We start from the raw sequence: 14,381 nt of genomic DNA, 5'->3' as shown, positions 1-14,381 counted from the left end.
CGGTGGTCAGGCGGTGAGCCGGGCCAGGGCGCTGTCGATACGGGCGAGAGTGGTGTCCTCGCCCAGCACCTGGAGGGACTCGAAGAGCGGGAGGCCGACCGTGCGGCCGGTGACGGCGACGCGGACCGGGGCCTGCGCCTTGCCGAGCTTGAGGCCATGGGCCTCACCGGCGGCCAGGACGGCGTCCTTGAGGGAGTCCGGGGAGGTCCAGTCGGCCGCCGCCAGCTTCTCGCGGGCGGTGCGCAGCAACGCGTCCGAGCCCTCCTTCATCGCCTTGGTCCAGCTGGCCTCGTCGTGGACCGGCTCGGCGAGGAAGAGGAAGTCGACGTTGTCGGTGATCTCGGAGAGGACCTTGAGGCGGGTCTGCGCGTGCGGGGCGATCGCCTGCCACTTGGTCTCGTCGAAGTCCTCCGGGGCCCAGGGGGCGAAGGGGGCGCGCAGCCAGGGGGCGCAGCGCTCGGTGAAGTCCTTCACGTCCAGCAGCCGGATGTGGTCGGCGTTGATCGCCTCGCACTTCTTGAGGTCGAAGCGGGCCGGGTTGGGGTTCACGTCCTTGATGTCGAAGGCCGCGACCATCTCGTCGAGGGAGAAGATGTCCTGGTCGGCGGAGAGCGACCAGCCCAGCAGGGAGAGGTAGTTGAGCAGTCCCTCGGGCAGGAAGCCGCGCTCGCGGTAGAGGTTGAGGGAGGACTGCGGGTCGCGCTTGGAGAGCTTCTTGTTGCCCTCGCCCATGACGTAGGGGAGATGGCCGAAGGCGGGGACGTCCTTGGCGATGCCCAGTTCGATCAGCGCCTTGTAGAGGGCGATCTGGCGGGGGGTGGAGGAGAGCAGGTCCTCGCCGCGCAGGACGTGGGTGATCTCCATCAGGGCGTCGTCGACCGGGTTGACCAGGGTGTAGAGCGGGGCCCCGTTGGCGCGGACGATGCCGTAGTCCGGGACGTTCTCCGGGGTGAAGGTGAGGTCGCCGCGGACCAGGTCGGTGAAGGTGATCGTCTCGTCGGGCATCCGGAAGCGGACGATCGGGGCGCGGCCCTGGGCGCGGTACTCCTCGACCTGGGCGGGGGTGAGGTCGCGGCAGTGGCCGTCGTAGCCGGAGGGCCTGCCCGCGGCGCGGGCGGCGTCGCGGCGGGCGTCCAGCTCCTCCTGGGAGCAGTAGCAGTGGTAGGCGTGCCCGGCGTCCAGGAGCTTCGCGGCCACGTCGGCGTAGATGTCCATGCGCTGCGACTGGCGGTAGGGGGCGTGCGGGCCGCCGACCTCGGGGCCCTCGTCCCAGTCGAAGCCGAGCCAGCGCAACGCGTCGAGCAGCTGCTCGTAGGACTCCTCGGAGTCGCGGGCCGCGTCGGTGTCCTCGATGCGGAAGACCAGGGTGCCCTGGTGGTGCCGGGCGAACGCCCAGTTGAACAGGGCGGTGCGAACCAGGCCCACATGGGGGTTACCGGTGGGCGAGGGGCAGAAACGGACGCGTACGGGGGCGGGTGCGCTAGCCACGCTTGACAACCTTGTTGGTGAGAGTGCCGATGCCTTCGATGCTGACGGCGACCTCGTCGCCGACGTTGAGGGGGCCGACCCCGGCGGGGGTGCCGGTGAGGATGACGTCTCCGGGGAGCAGGGTCATGGCCTCGGTGATGTGGACGATCAGATCCGCGATGGAGTGGATCATCTCGCTGGTGCGGCCGAGCTGGCGCTGGGCGCCGTCGACCGTGAGCTGGACGGTGAGGTCGGACGCGGTGGCGAGGTCCATGCCGGTCTCGACCCAGGGGCCGAGCGGACAGGCGGTGTCGAAGCCCTTGGCCCGCGCCCACTGCTTCTCGCTGCGCTGGACGTCCCGCGCGGTGATGTCGTTGGCGCAGGTGTAGCCGAAGATCACTTCCTCGGCGCGCTCCCGGGGCACCTCGCGGCAGAGCCGCCCGATGACGACGGCCAGCTCCGCCTCGTGGTGGACCTCCTGGGAGAAGGAGGGGTACTGGATGTCGTCGCCGGAGCCGATCACCGAGGTGGACGGCTTGAGGAAGGCGAAGGGGGCGTCGGGGACCTCGTTGCCGAGTTCGCGGGCGTGCTCGGCGTAGTTGCGGCCGTAGGCGACGATCTTGCTGGGGAGCACCGGGGGCAGCAGCCGTACCTTGCTCAGCGGGACCTTGGTGCCGGACAGCTCGAAGTCCGTGAAGGGGATGCCCTTGATGATGTCCAGGACGAGCTGGTCGGGCTGGTCGCCCTCGACCGCGCCGAAGGCGACGTTCCCGTCGATGGAGAACCTGGCGATACGCACGGGATGCTCGCGCCCCTCACTTCACTGGACCGGACCGCGCGGGACCGGCGGGAGTCTGACGCTCCAGGCTATCCCGGCGGCGGGGGCCGGACAGGACTGGAGGGCCGCTCCGCGGGGTGCGGGGCGGCCCTCCTGTCCGGTCCTGGTCCGGGTCCGGGTCCGGGTCCGGTCAGGGTCACTCGGGGAGCGCGGCCATGGTGGCCGGGATCTCCATGAGCGTGGTGCGCCGCGGGTTGGCGGTGGTGGCGGGGAGGTCGACGGAGTGCTCCAGCTCCGGGGTGTGCAGCTCGTCGGCGTCCGCCAGGTGTGCCAGGGTGGTGCGCCGCGGGTTGGCTGTCGTACGGAACATCATGGTCTTCACTGGGGTCCGGGACCTTGTCGTCTACGGGCGCTCCGGGCCGCCGGGGCGGTGTCGGGTACGCCGGGTTGTCAGAGTGTCACCTCGTGTAAACCGTCAGGCTAAACATCCGATTCCCCTGCCACCGGGCGGGGACCCCATGATCGGCGTGTGAGTTTGCTCACGACGTCAACCCCAAAACCCCCCATTCCCACCGCGTATCACCCTTCGATGAATCGGACATTGGTTCATCGAAGCGAGCATTCCGCTCCTGATCATGGCGACTGGGACACCGGGATCGGCTCGTTGACTCGCTCCGGTATGCCCGATATATGGGATACGTTGGCCCACGCCCGGTGATACGGCCCTCACAAGCAGTCACAGATGTCACAGCCTGACCAACTGGCCTTGTTGGAGATGCGGCACTGTGCTGGAATTCCAGCGACCGCCGCAGGATCGAGCCGGCGCGCAGGGGGCGCCAAGACGCGCGCCGAGTGGCGGCGAGACTAAGGGGGAGCCAGCGCCGGTCACTCACGACCACTCGGGGACGTATTCAGGGCGTTCCCGACCACGCCGACACCGTCCGTCCGGTCACCCGGAAGGGCGCCTGGTCCAGAGGTTGCGACGCTAGTGCAGGGACGTTTCAAGAGGGATGGCAGCGCTTCGGCGGAGCCGGAGCCGCACGGCGGGACTGGCCCCATGGCCGGCAGCTCCGCGCCCCAGCACGCCCAGAACCCAGGCCAGCAGGCAGCCGCGGCGGACGGCGGTGAGCGGTCCGGACGCGCTTCGGCGACCCCGCCCGCGGCCGTGTCCACCCCGGCGGTCAAGCCGCCCCAGGGGGCGACCGGGCCCGGTCCGCGAATAGCGCTGCGCAACTGGCGCATCTCCACCCGTCTGGTGGCCCTGCTGACCCTCCCCGTGGTCGCCGCCACCACCCTGGGCGCGCTCCGGATCGACCAGTCCATGGACGACATACAGCAGCTCGACAACATGAAGCTGCTGACGGACATGACCAAGCAGGCCACCGAACTGGCCACCGCGCTCCAGGAGGAGCGGGACAAGTCGGCCGGTCCGCTGGCCAACGGGTCGACCTCCAGCGCCATCACGGTCAAGGGCCTCCAGGACAAGACCGACCGGGCCGTCGAGAACTTCGTCAACGCCTCCGAGGAGATCGACGCCTCCGCGCGCGACGGCAACCTCCAGGGCGTCCGCGACACCCTGGTCGGCCTGGTCGGCGAACTCGGCACGCTGGCCCGTATCCGCAACACCGCGTACGAGGCCGACGACAACGCGACCCAGACGGTGGACGCCTACCACCGGGTGATCAGCCATCTGCTGGACCTCTCCCAGGACATGGCGGAGGCCACCAGCAACCCCGAGATGATCGCGCGCACCCGTACCCTGGCCGCCTTCTCCTCGGCCAAGGAGTACGCCTCCATCCAGCGCGCGGTGATCGCCGCGGCGCTGCCCGCGAACAAGACCACCGCCGGGAAGCTCTCCGAGAACGACCGCCTCTACGCCGAGTCGGCGCTGGAGAGCGAGTCCTCGGAACTGAGCAGCTTCCGCTCCATCTACGGCGACGAGTCCGCCGCCGAACTGCTCCAGCCCATCGAAGAGGGCAACGCGATCATCGAGGCGACCGACACCTACGCCTCCCGCGCGCTGAGCAGCAAGGACGGTCTGGCCGACCGGCCCAAGCGGTCGTACCAGGACTGGGTGGACGACAGTTCCACCAAGATCCAGCAGATGCGCAACATCGAGCGGCGGCTGCTGGAGGACCTGGAGCAGACCGCCCGTACGCTGCGCAGCGACTCCGAGCGCGAGGCGTACATCTCCGGTGCGCTGATCCTGCTGGTCCTCGGTGTCTCGCTGGTCGGCGCGTTCGTCGTCGCCCGGTCCATGATCCGCTCGCTGCGCCGGCTCCAGGAGACCGCCACCAAGGTCGCCCAGGACCGGCTGCCCGAGCTGGTCAAGCAGCTCTCCGAGTCCGACCCGCAGGACGTGGACACCTCCGTGGAGTCGGTCGGTGTGCACTCCCGGGACGAGATCGGCCAGGTCGCCGCGGCCTTCGACGACGTCCACCGCGAGGCGGTCCGGCTGGCCGCCGAGCAGGCGCTGCTGCGGGGCAACGTCAACGCGATGTTCACCAACCTCTCGCGCCGCTCGCAGGGCCTCATCCAGCGCCAGCTGTCGCTGATCTCCGAACTGGAGTCCCGCGAGGCCGACCCGGACCAGCTGGCCTCGCTGTTCAAGCTGGACCACCTCGCCACCCGTATGCGCCGCAACGGCGAGAACCTGCTCGTCCTCGCCGGTGAGGAGCCGGGGCGGCGCTGGACGCGTCCGGTGCCGCTGGTCGACGTGCTGCGCGCCGCCGCGTCCGAGGTGGAGCAGTACGAGCGGATCGAACTGGCGTCGGTGCCCACCACCGAGGTGGCCGGGCGGGTCGTCAACGACCTCGTGCACCTGCTCGCCGAGCTGCTGGAGAACGCCACCTCGTTCTCCTCCCCGCAGACCAAGGTCAAGGTCACCGGTCACGCGCTGCCCGACGGGCGGGTGCTGATCGAGATCCACGACACCGGTATCGGCCTCTCCCCCGAGGACCTCGCCGCGATCAACGAGCGGCTCGCCTCGCCGCCCACCGTGGATGTCTCCGTCTCCCGCCGCATGGGTCTGTTCGTGGTCGGCCGGCTGTCCCAGCGGCACGGCATCCGCATCCAGCTGCGGCCGTCCGACTCCGGTGGTACGACCGCGCTGGTCATGCTGCCCGTCGATGTCGCCCAGGGCGGCAAGAAGCCGCAGCCCAAGCCGGGTCAGCCCGGTCAGCCGGGGATGCCCGCGGGCGGTCCGGCCGCCGCGCAGGCCGCCGCCGGTGTGGCCGCGGCCCGCCGTCAGGGCGGTGGCGCGGTCGGCGCCGGCGCGGGTGCGCCCGGTGGGCGGCTCGGCACCGGTCAGGGACCGCGGGCCGCGCTGCCCGGTGACCCGGGCGGACGTCCCGGCGGACCGGGTGTGCCCGGTGTGCCCGGTGTGCCCGGACAGGCTGCGCCTGGTGCGCCCGGTGCGCCGCGTGGTCCGCAGCAGGGTCGGCCGCAGCCGGCCGGTGCGGGGGCCGGGTTCGGCGGTCAGGCGCCGGGTGCGCCGCAGGGTCTCCAGGCGGCCGGGGCGGGTGCGGGCCAGGACATGTTCGGCGGCGCCCGGGGTCCCGTACCGCCGCAGCGCGGTGGTGGGGACGGTCAGCAGCCGCGCGGGCGTCAGCCGCAGTTGCCGCCGCGGGGCGGACCGCGGGCCGAGCTGCCCGGCGGCGCCGGACCGCAGCAGCGGCCCAGCTGGAGCGACGAGAACGCGCAGCCGCCGCTCTCCCCGGCCTCGCTGGACGCCCCGCGCGGCCATGACGAGCCGGACAGCGGGCGCACCGCGCGGATGCCCCGGGTGGACGACCGCCAGGGTCCGGGTGCGACCACCGAGATCCCCCAGGTCGACGCGGGCGCCCCGGCGCCGACCGGCCAGTATCCGCAGGCCACCGGTCCGTTCGCGGCTCCGGGCGGCAATGGACCGCAGGACACCGGGCAGTTCCCGCAGTTCGGTGCGGACGCCCCGCGGGAGAGCGACCCGTTCGCCGCCCCGCCGGGACTGGGCGGCGGCCGTCAGGGCGGTGGCCCGTTCGTCCGCTCCGATGTCTTCGGGACGCCCGCGCCCGGACAGCCGCCGGTCCCACAGGGCTACGACAGCGGCTCCACGGGTCAGACTCCGGTCCCGCAGGGCTACGACAACGGCTCCACCGGGCAGTTCCCCCCGGTCCCGCAGGGCTACGACAGCGGCTCCACGGGTCAGTTCCCGGTGCCGAACCCCGTGGACCCGGGCCGGGGCATGTCGCCGGGGCCGCGCAACGGGCAGCAGACCGGCCAGCAGACCGGCCAGTTCGAGCGACCGCAGGTCCCGCAGCGGCCGGTGCGTGAGCCGGAGGCGCTGCCCCCGGCCGCCGGTCCCGGCGACGGCCGGACTCCGCTGTACGACACGCTGGAGACCGACTGGTTCCGCGGCCAGCAGGAGCAGCGCACGGCCGGGCACGCCACGGGCGCCCCGGACATGGCGCCCGCTCCGCAGCAGCAGCCGTCGGCTGCTCCCCCCCAGCGTCCCGCCGCCGGTCCTGGCGGACCCGGCGGTTCGTGGCGCAGCTCGCCCAACGACGAGCTGGTCCGCCGGGCCGAGCGGGTGCGCCAGCCCGCCGCCGGTGGAGTGACGACGTCCGGCCTTCCGCGCCGGGTGCCCCGGGCCAACCTGGTCCCGGGCACGGCTCAGCAGCAGCCGCAGCAGAGCGGTCCGCAGGTCTCGCGCGCCCCTCAGGACGTGCGCGGCCGGCTGACCAACCTCCGTCGGGGCATCGCGCAGGGCCGTCAGGCCGGTGGCACCGGTCAGACGGACAGCTTCACGAGCCCCACTCACCAGCAGGAGCGTTAGTTGAGCCCGATGAGCCAGGCGGCACAGAACCTGAACTGGTTGATCACCAACTTCGTGGACAACACCCCCGGGGTGTCCCACACCGTCGTCGTGTCCGCCGACGGTCTCCTCCTGGCGATGTCGGAGGGCTTTCCGAGGGACCGGGCCGACCAACTGGCGGCGGTCGCGTCCGGACTCACCTCGCTGACGGCCGGCGCGTCCCGGATCTTCGAGGGCGGCAATGTGGCGCAGACCGTCGTGGAGATGGAGCGGGGCTTTCTCTTCCTGATGTCCATCTCGGACGGCTCGTCCCTCGCCGTGCTCGCGCACCCCGAGTGCGACATCGGTCTGGTCGGCTACGAGATGACGCTCCTGGTCGACCGGGCGGGGGCCGTCCTGACCCCCGACCTCCGTGCCGAGCTACAAGGAAGTCTGCTTCACTGACCGGCTCCACAGCCACCCGTCTCACCACATCGACATCCGGCCGTCACACTCCCCCCACCGGCCACGTCAGATAGCACGACTGACCCACATGCTGTCCCGCCCGGAGGATTCATGACCCCGCCCACCGCTCCTCACGATCCGTACACAGAGGCGTACGGGGACGAGGGCGACGAGCCGCTGGTACGTCCGTACGCCATGACCGGTGGCCGGACCCGGCCGCGCTACCAGCTCGCCATAGAGGCGCTGATCAGCACCACGGCCGACCCGGCGGCGCTCATGGGGCTCCTTCCGGAGCACCAGCGCATCTGCCATCTGTGCCGTGAGGTGAAGTCGGTGGCCGAGGTGTCGGCGCTGCTCACCATGCCGCTGGGCGTCGCCCGGATCCTCGTCGCCGACCTGGCCGAGGCCGGTCTGGTCGCCATCCACCAGCCGGGCGGCGACGAGACCACCGGTGCGCCCGATGTGACGCTGCTCGAAAGGGTGCTCAGTGGACTTCGCAAGCTCTAGCGCCGGGCAGACGGCACCGGGCCGCTCCACCACATCGGCGAAGATCGTGGTGGCGGGTGGCTTCGGCGTGGGCAAGACCACGTTCGTCGGCGCCGTCTCGGAGATCAACCCGCTGCGCACCGAGGCCGTCATGACGTCCGCGAGCGCCGGTATCGACGACCTCACGCACACCGGGGACAAGACGACCACCACGGTCGCCATGGACTTCGGCCGGATCACCCTCGACCAGGATCTAATCCTGTACCTGTTCGGTACGCCCGGTCAGGACCGGTTCTGGTTCATGTGGGACGACCTGGTGCGGGGTGCGATCGGCGCCGTCGTGCTGGTCGACACGCGTCGGCTCGCGGACTGCTTCCCGGCCGTCGACTACTTCGAGAACAGCGGACTGCCGTTCGTCGTGGCGCTCAACGGGTTCGACGGGCAGCAGCCCTACTCCCCCGACGAGGTGCGGGAGGCGCTCCAGATCGGGCCGGACACCCCGATCATCACCACCGACGCCCGGCACCGCGCCGATGCCAAGTCCGCGCTGATCACGCTGGTCGAGCATGCCTTGATGGCGCGGCTGAGGTAGGGCCCAAGTCCGGAAGCGCGTACGGAAGTTGTCGTAGACACTTCGGAGCCGGCTGTGGCTTTTGACACGGTCGGCTCCGCTGTTCATAACGTTTCGGCAGTGGAATCGGGTGGTACCGCAACGCGTCGCGGTCATATGGTCTCGCTGTGCGCACGACAGCCCCGTCTTTTGACGGGGCTCGCTCTTTATGACCGTTTTATCTAGTACTTACTTCACCTGGAATCTGGGGTTCCCCATGTTTGGAGGAGTCCTGGATGACGTGCTGGAATGCCTGAACTGCCCATGGGTCAATGACGTACTCCCCATCGATGCCGTTCGATGGCGTCGACGGCAACGGGCTCTGAGACACTGCGGCACGACGAAGGTGCCGACCGCCGAGAGGTTGTTGGTCGAGTGAGGCGAAGCAACAAAGGTCCCGAGCCGCCCGCCCGGGGCAACTTCACCCCGCCGGCGCGCGGAGCGGCCCCCGTCCCTGTGCCCGGCCCGGACAGGACGGCACCGCCCGCCCCGAGCGGCGGTCGGCTCTCCCCGCGCAACTGGCGGGTGCCCACCCGGCTGAACGCGATCCTGCTCATACCCGTGCTGGTCGGGCTGGTCATGGGCGGTTTCCAGGTCAAGAGCTCCACCGACACCTGGCAGGAGGCCGAGGACGCCCACAAGGTGGCGCTCCTGGTCCGCGCCGCCGGCGACTACGGCACCGCCCTGCTCAACGAGCGCGACCTGTCCGCCGCCGACCTGCTGACCGGCAAGGGCGAGACCGACGCCGTCAAGAAGTTGCGCGCCGACACCGACGCCGCCAAGCAGCGGTTCGACGAGGCCGCCCTGGACCTGCCGAGCACCGCCCGCCTCGACCGCCGTATGGAGCTGTTCCGCTCCAACGAGACCAAGCTCGGCGCGCTGCGGGAGCGGGCCTTCACCCCCGCCATGGACCCGGTCGCCACCGAAGAGGGCTATGTCGCGGTCCAGCACTCGCTGACCGAGTTCGCCAACGAGCTGGGCCTCGGCACCGGCAACGTCACCAGCTACGGCCGTACCGTCTACGCCATCTCGCTCGCGAAGGCCTCCGCCTCGCTGGAGCGGGCGATCGGTGTGCATCTGCTGCTGCGCCCCGCCGACCAGGCGAACGTGGCCGCCCAGCAGCGGGTCTCGCTGGTCTCGTACCGCTATCTCGAAGGCATCGCCGTCAACGAGTTCGTCTCCGGTGCCGAGGTGGCCGACGTCGAGCGGCTGAACGCGGTGATGGCGGAGAAGCGCGCCGATGTCGGTGACAAGGGCGAGGCCGTCGACGCCGGGTCCTCCACCCAGGGCGGGGCCTACACCGCCATGCCGCTCGCGGACACCATGGTGCAGGGCATCGCGGGCGGTCTGGACGCCGACGCGCTGGAGCAGCGCGGGGTGACCCCCACCACCTGGATGGGGGTGGCCACCGCCAAGTTCGAGGGCTACGACGAGGTCGAGAAGGAACTCGTCGACAAGGCCGTGAACGAGGCCGCCTCGCTGGCCGACGGCGCCCGGCAGGACGCCATCGTCACCGGGGCCATCGTTGTCGTGGCGCTGCTCGCCGCGTTCATCCTGGCCGGCATGGTGGCCCGCCAGATGAGCCGCTCGATGCGCCAGCTGCGCAACGCCGCCTTCAGCATCGCCGAGCAGCGGCTGCCGATGCTGGTCGACCAGCTCTCGCGCACCGACCCCGGCCGGGTCGACACCCGGGTCGCGCCGATCCCGATCACCTCGACCGACGAGATCGGCGAGGTCGCCCGCGCGTTCGACCAGGTGCACCGCGAGGCGGTGCGGCTCGCCGCCGAGCAGGCGCTGCTGCGGGGCAACATCAACGCGATCTTCACCAACCTCTCGCGCCGCAACCAGTCGCTGATCGAGGGCCAGCTGACCCTGATCACCGACCTGGAGAACAACGAGGCCGACCCGGACCAGCTGGAGAACCTCTTCAAGCTGGACCACCTCGCCACCCGTATGCGCCGCAACGGCGAGAACCTGCTGGTCCTCGCGGGCGAGGAGCCCGGCCGCCGCTGGGACCAGCCGGTCCCGCTGGTGGATGTGCTGCGCGCCGCCTCCTCCGAGGTGGAGCAGTACGAGCGCATCGAACTCCAGGGCGTGCCGGAGGCCGAGATCCACGGCCGGGCCGTCACCGACCTGGTCCATCTGCTGGCCGAGCTGCTGGAGAACGCCACCACGTTCTCCTCCCCGCAGACCAAGGTGCGGGTCACCGCGACCCGGCTGCCGGACGGCCGGGTGATGATCGAGATCCATGACAAGGGCATCGGCCTGACCGCCGAGGACTTCGCGGACATCAACCACAAGCTGGCCAACCCGCCGACCGTGGACGCCGCGATCTCGCAGCGCATGGGCCTGTTCGTGGTCGGCCGGCTGTCCGACCGGCACGGCATCCGGGTCCAGCTGCGCCCCTCCGGCGAGCAGGCCGGGACCACCTCGCTCATCATGCTCCCGGACGCCATCACCCACGGTGGTGGCGGCGAGGGCCCGCTGGAGCGCGAGGAGTTCACCGTCTCCCAGATCATCCCGGAGCAGAACTTCAGCGGTGGCGAGAGCTTCGGCCTCCCGGCCCAGCAGCCGCCGCAGCCGCTCACCGCGGCCGACCTGGGCTTCGACGACAGCCGCTACAACACCGAGGTCCCCGACGACCTGCGCGATCTGGACCCGGTGGGCCGCTCCCTGATGCGCGAGGAGCGCCGCGCGGCCCTGGAGGCGCAGACCCACCAGGCACCCGGCACGGACACCCCGAACGCCCCCGCCTACGACGGGTTCACCGCCCCCCGCCCACAGCAGCCGCCGTACGACCCCGGCACCGCCGGATACGACACGGCGGCCCCCGGGTACGACACCGCGGCCACCGGCTACACCACCGGCCAGGCGCAGCCCGGCTACGCCGAACCGGACACCTACGGCCAGCAGCAGCCGTCGTACGACGAGCAGCCCGCCTACGACGGGCAGCCGCAGCAGCCCGCGTACGGCGAGCCGTACTTCGCGCCCACCGGCGACCTGCCGCAGCACGAGGGCTACCCGGCCCAGGGCGGCTACCCGCAGACCCCGTATGCGGAGCCGCCACAGAGTGAGCGGACGGCCACCGGGCAGAACGGCTATCCGACCCGGGAAGAGCCGTCCTACCAGGAAGACTGGCAGCAGCCGAACGGCTATCGGAACGGCTACCCGGACCAGTACGCTCCGGAAGCGGAATCTCCGGGGGCCGCTGACGCGGGCGAGCGGGAACGCGTAGGCTTCGACCGTCCGGGACCGACCCCTTCGGCCGGCCACGCGCTGACCGACGCCGGGCTTCCGCGGCGCGGCTCCCAGGCGGGCGGCGCAGCGGCGGGCGCGGGTCAGCCCGTGAACCGGGAAGCGGCGGCGGCTCCCGTGGCGAACGGCACGGCCCAGGACGACTGGCGCTCGGCGAACGACGAGCGCTGGCAGCAGGCCGCGCAGCTCCGTAAACCCAAGGCGGGTGGGGTCACCTCCTCCGGCCTGCCACGGCGGGTGCCCAAGGCCAATCTGGTCGAGGGCGCCGCGGAGACGACCCCGCAGGGCGGCCCACAGGTCTCCCGCGCCCCCGAGGACGTCCGGGGCAGGCTGAGCAACCTGCGCCGGGGCGTCCAGCGGGGACGCAGCGCAGGAAGTGACAAGAACGGCCAGGCCACCAGCGACCGACCCGGTGGTTCTGACAGCACCTACAACCAGGAGCGTTAGTGTGAGCCCGATGAGCCAGGCGGCACAGAACCTGAACTGGTTGATCACCAACTTCGTGGACAACACCCCCGGGGTGTCGCACACGGTGGTGGTCTCCGCCGACGGACTCCTTCTGGCGATGTCCGAAGGCTTTCCCCGCGACCGCGCCGACCAGCTCGCGGCCGTCGCCTCCGGTCTGACCTCGCTGACCGCCGGTGCCTCGCGCATCTTCGAGGGCGGCAGCGTGAATCAGACGGTCGTGGAGATGGAGCGGGGCTTCCTCTTCATCATGTCCATTTCCGACGGGTCCTCGCTCGCGGTGCTGGCCCACCCGGATGCGGACATCGGTCTCATCGGGTACGAGATGGCCCTCCTGGTCGACCGCGCGGGCACGGTACTGACCCCGGATCTCCGCGCGGAGCTCCAGGGGAGCCTGCTCAACTAACAGACAGACGGTGCGTTTTCGGGTCCCGTGGCCGTAAGGTTTCGGGACGCGGCTCCACAGCGATGGGTGCCCGACACAGGCACAGTCGGAGGAGGAGAAAGTGGCAACACCCCCAGGCGGTTCTGGCGGAAACTGGTCGTACGGCCCCGGTCAGGGGCACGGCGACGGGTCCGCGAACCCGTACAACTTCCCCTCCACGCCGAGCCACCGTCAGCCCTACGCCCCGCAGGGCCCGGGTCCCTCGCCGTACGACCGTCCCGGCGCGCCGCGGGTCCAGCAGCCCCATCGGCGCGCCCCGGAACCGGCGCCCGCCGGGACGACCAACAACCCCCTGGTGCGCCCGTACGCGATGACGGGCGGACGTACCAGGCCGCGGTACCAGCTCGCCATCGAGGCGCTGGTGCACACCACCGCGGCTCCGCATCAGCTGCACGGGCAGTTGCCCGAGCATCAGCGGATCTGCAACCTGTGCCGGGAGATCAAGTCGGTGGCCGAGGTGTCGGCGCTGCTCTCGATCCCCCTCGGCGTGGCCAGGATCCTCGTCGCCGACTTGGCGGAAGCGGGACTGGTCGCCATCCATCAGCCCGGCGGCGACGAGAACGCCGGCGGCCAGCCAGACGTGACACTGCTCGAAAGGGTGCTCAGTGGACTTCGCAAGCTCTAGCGGCGGTCCTTCCCGCTCCACCACATCGGCGAAGATCGTGGTGGCGGGTGGCTTCGGCGTGGGCAAGACCACGTTCGTCGGCGCCGTCTCGGAGATCAACCCGCTGCGCACCGAGGCCGTCATGACGTCCGCGAGCGCCGGAATCGACGACCTCACGCACACCGGGGACAAGACGACCACCACGGTCGCCATGGACTTCGGCCGGATCACCCTCGACCAGGATCTGATCCTGTACCTGTTCGGTACGCCCGGTCAGGACCGGTTCTGGTTCATGTGGGACGACCTGGTGCGGGGCGCGATCGGCGCGGTGGTGCTGGTCGACACGCGTCGGCTCGCGGACTGCTTCCCGGCCGTCGACTACTTCGAGAACAGCGGGCTGCCGTTTGTGATCGCGTTGAACGGGTTCGACGGGAATCAGCCGTATTCGCCGGACGAGGTGCGGGAGGCTCTGCAGATCGGGCCGGATACGCCGATCATCACGACGGATGCGCGGCATCGGGCGGATGCGAAGTCGACGCTCATCACGTTGGTCGAGCATGCGTTGATGGCTCGGTTGCGGTAGGTGTGATGCGGCTAATGGGCTGCCCGCTCTCGGTTGTGTGCCGGGTGCGGGCAGTTTGTGGTTAGTCGCGCAGTTCCTCCCCCAGAGGGGGTACCCCCAGCGCCCCTGAGTGCGTGCGGTCCCCCGGCTCCTGAGATGCGCCGTTTCTTGCGCTCGCGAAGAGAATGCGCAGTTCCCCGCGCCCCTAAAAAAGGCAGTGGGCCCCTCTCCTTGGTGGAGAGGGGCCCACTTTTGGGTTTCTAGCGCCAGCTGTGAGGGGCCCGGAAGCCTGGTTCGCGTTCCAGGCGGCGCCATCGGGCTCGGCGGGTGGCTGTGGGGGTGGGGGCTGCCGTGTGGGCGGAGGCGCGGGCCAGCAGGATCGCCGTGAGGGCGGCGACCTCCTCGGGCTCGGCATGGCCCTTCTCGACGCGGATGTCAGGGGAGTTCATGGGTTTCAGTCTCCGTGGAAGAGA

The 14,381-nt window shown here is 70.8% G+C and carries 12 protein-coding genes; 8 read left to right on the top strand and 4 right to left on the bottom strand.

Going from position 1 to position 14,381, the window contains the following annotated elements; translation table 11 throughout:
• Positions 1-6: 6 nt before the first annotated feature.
• From gltX to AB0D49_RS19155, 3 genes are all read right to left on the bottom strand, one after another.
• The gene (gene gltX / locus AB0D49_RS19165; protein WP_362758592.1) at positions 7-1,488 is read right to left on the bottom strand and encodes a glutamate--tRNA ligase; all 1,482 of its coding nucleotides are present in this window, start codon (positions 1,486-1,488) and stop codon (positions 7-9) included.
• Positions 1,481-2,266 (bottom strand): fumarylacetoacetate hydrolase family protein, encoded by a 786-nt coding sequence (locus tag AB0D49_RS19160; RefSeq protein ID WP_362758590.1) that lies wholly within the window; start codon positions 2,264-2,266, stop codon positions 1,481-1,483. Before AB0D49_RS19160 ends, gltX begins: the two co-directional genes overlap by 8 nt.
• Positions 2,267-2,441: 175 nt before the next feature.
• A complete protein-coding gene (locus AB0D49_RS19155) occupies positions 2,442-2,627 on the bottom strand; it encodes a hypothetical protein (RefSeq protein ID WP_362758917.1) in 186 nt (61 codons plus the stop codon).
• A gap of 606 nt (positions 2,628-3,233) precedes the next feature.
• Here AB0D49_RS19155 and AB0D49_RS19150 point away from each other — a divergent pair.
• The 8 genes from AB0D49_RS19150 to AB0D49_RS19115 all read left to right on the top strand — a co-directional run bounded on the left by AB0D49_RS19150 (position 3,234) and on the right by AB0D49_RS19115 (position 13,929).
• The gene (locus AB0D49_RS19150; protein ID WP_362758588.1) at positions 3,234-7,058 is read left to right on the top strand and encodes a nitrate- and nitrite sensing domain-containing protein; all 3,825 of its coding nucleotides are present in this window, start codon (positions 3,234-3,236) and stop codon (positions 7,056-7,058) included.
• Between the two features lie 9 nt (positions 7,059-7,067).
• The gene (locus tag AB0D49_RS19145) at positions 7,068-7,481 is read left to right on the top strand and encodes a roadblock/LC7 domain-containing protein (RefSeq protein WP_355744125.1); all 414 of its coding nucleotides are present in this window, start codon (positions 7,068-7,070) and stop codon (positions 7,479-7,481) included.
• Between the two features lie 111 nt (positions 7,482-7,592).
• A complete protein-coding gene (locus tag AB0D49_RS19140) occupies positions 7,593-7,988 on the top strand; it encodes a DUF742 domain-containing protein (protein ID WP_362758586.1) in 396 nt (131 codons plus the stop codon).
• Positions 7,969-8,559, top strand: coding sequence for an ATP/GTP-binding protein (locus AB0D49_RS19135; protein ID WP_362758584.1), 591 nt, complete (start codon positions 7,969-7,971; stop codon positions 8,557-8,559). The genes AB0D49_RS19140 and AB0D49_RS19135 overlap by 20 nt, the downstream gene beginning before the upstream one ends.
• 393 nt (positions 8,560-8,952) lie before the next feature.
• Positions 8,953-12,279: a nitrate- and nitrite sensing domain-containing protein gene (locus AB0D49_RS19130; protein ID WP_362758582.1), complete on the top strand. Its 3,327-nt coding sequence runs from the start codon at positions 8,953-8,955 to the stop codon at positions 12,277-12,279.
• Between the two features lie 10 nt (positions 12,280-12,289).
• Complete coding sequence (locus AB0D49_RS19125; RefSeq protein WP_055493648.1) at positions 12,290-12,703, top strand: roadblock/LC7 domain-containing protein; 414 nt, start codon at positions 12,290-12,292, stop codon at positions 12,701-12,703.
• A 100-nt stretch (positions 12,704-12,803) separates the two neighbouring features.
• A complete protein-coding gene (locus tag AB0D49_RS19120) occupies positions 12,804-13,367 on the top strand; it encodes a DUF742 domain-containing protein (protein ID WP_362758580.1) in 564 nt (187 codons plus the stop codon).
• Positions 13,348-13,929 carry an ATP/GTP-binding protein gene (locus AB0D49_RS19115; RefSeq protein ID WP_003997631.1) on the top strand — a complete coding sequence of 194 codons (582 nt, stop codon included), beginning with the start codon at positions 13,348-13,350 and terminating at the stop codon, positions 13,927-13,929. The genes AB0D49_RS19120 and AB0D49_RS19115 overlap by 20 nt, the downstream gene beginning before the upstream one ends.
• Before the next feature lie 239 nt (positions 13,930-14,168).
• Here AB0D49_RS19115 and AB0D49_RS19110 read toward each other — a convergent pair whose 3' ends face one another.
• Complete coding sequence (locus AB0D49_RS19110; protein WP_362758578.1) at positions 14,169-14,357, bottom strand: acyl-CoA carboxylase subunit epsilon; 189 nt, start codon at positions 14,355-14,357, stop codon at positions 14,169-14,171.
• Between the last annotated feature and the right edge of the window lie 24 nt (positions 14,358-14,381).

The sequence above is a fragment of the Streptomyces sp. NPDC048290 genome, assembly GCF_040652095.1.
GTDB lineage: Bacteria > Actinomycetota > Actinomycetes > Streptomycetales > Streptomycetaceae > Streptomyces.
The sequence above is the reverse complement of the archived record's forward strand: the minus strand, read 5'-3'. Positions and strand labels throughout refer to the sequence as shown.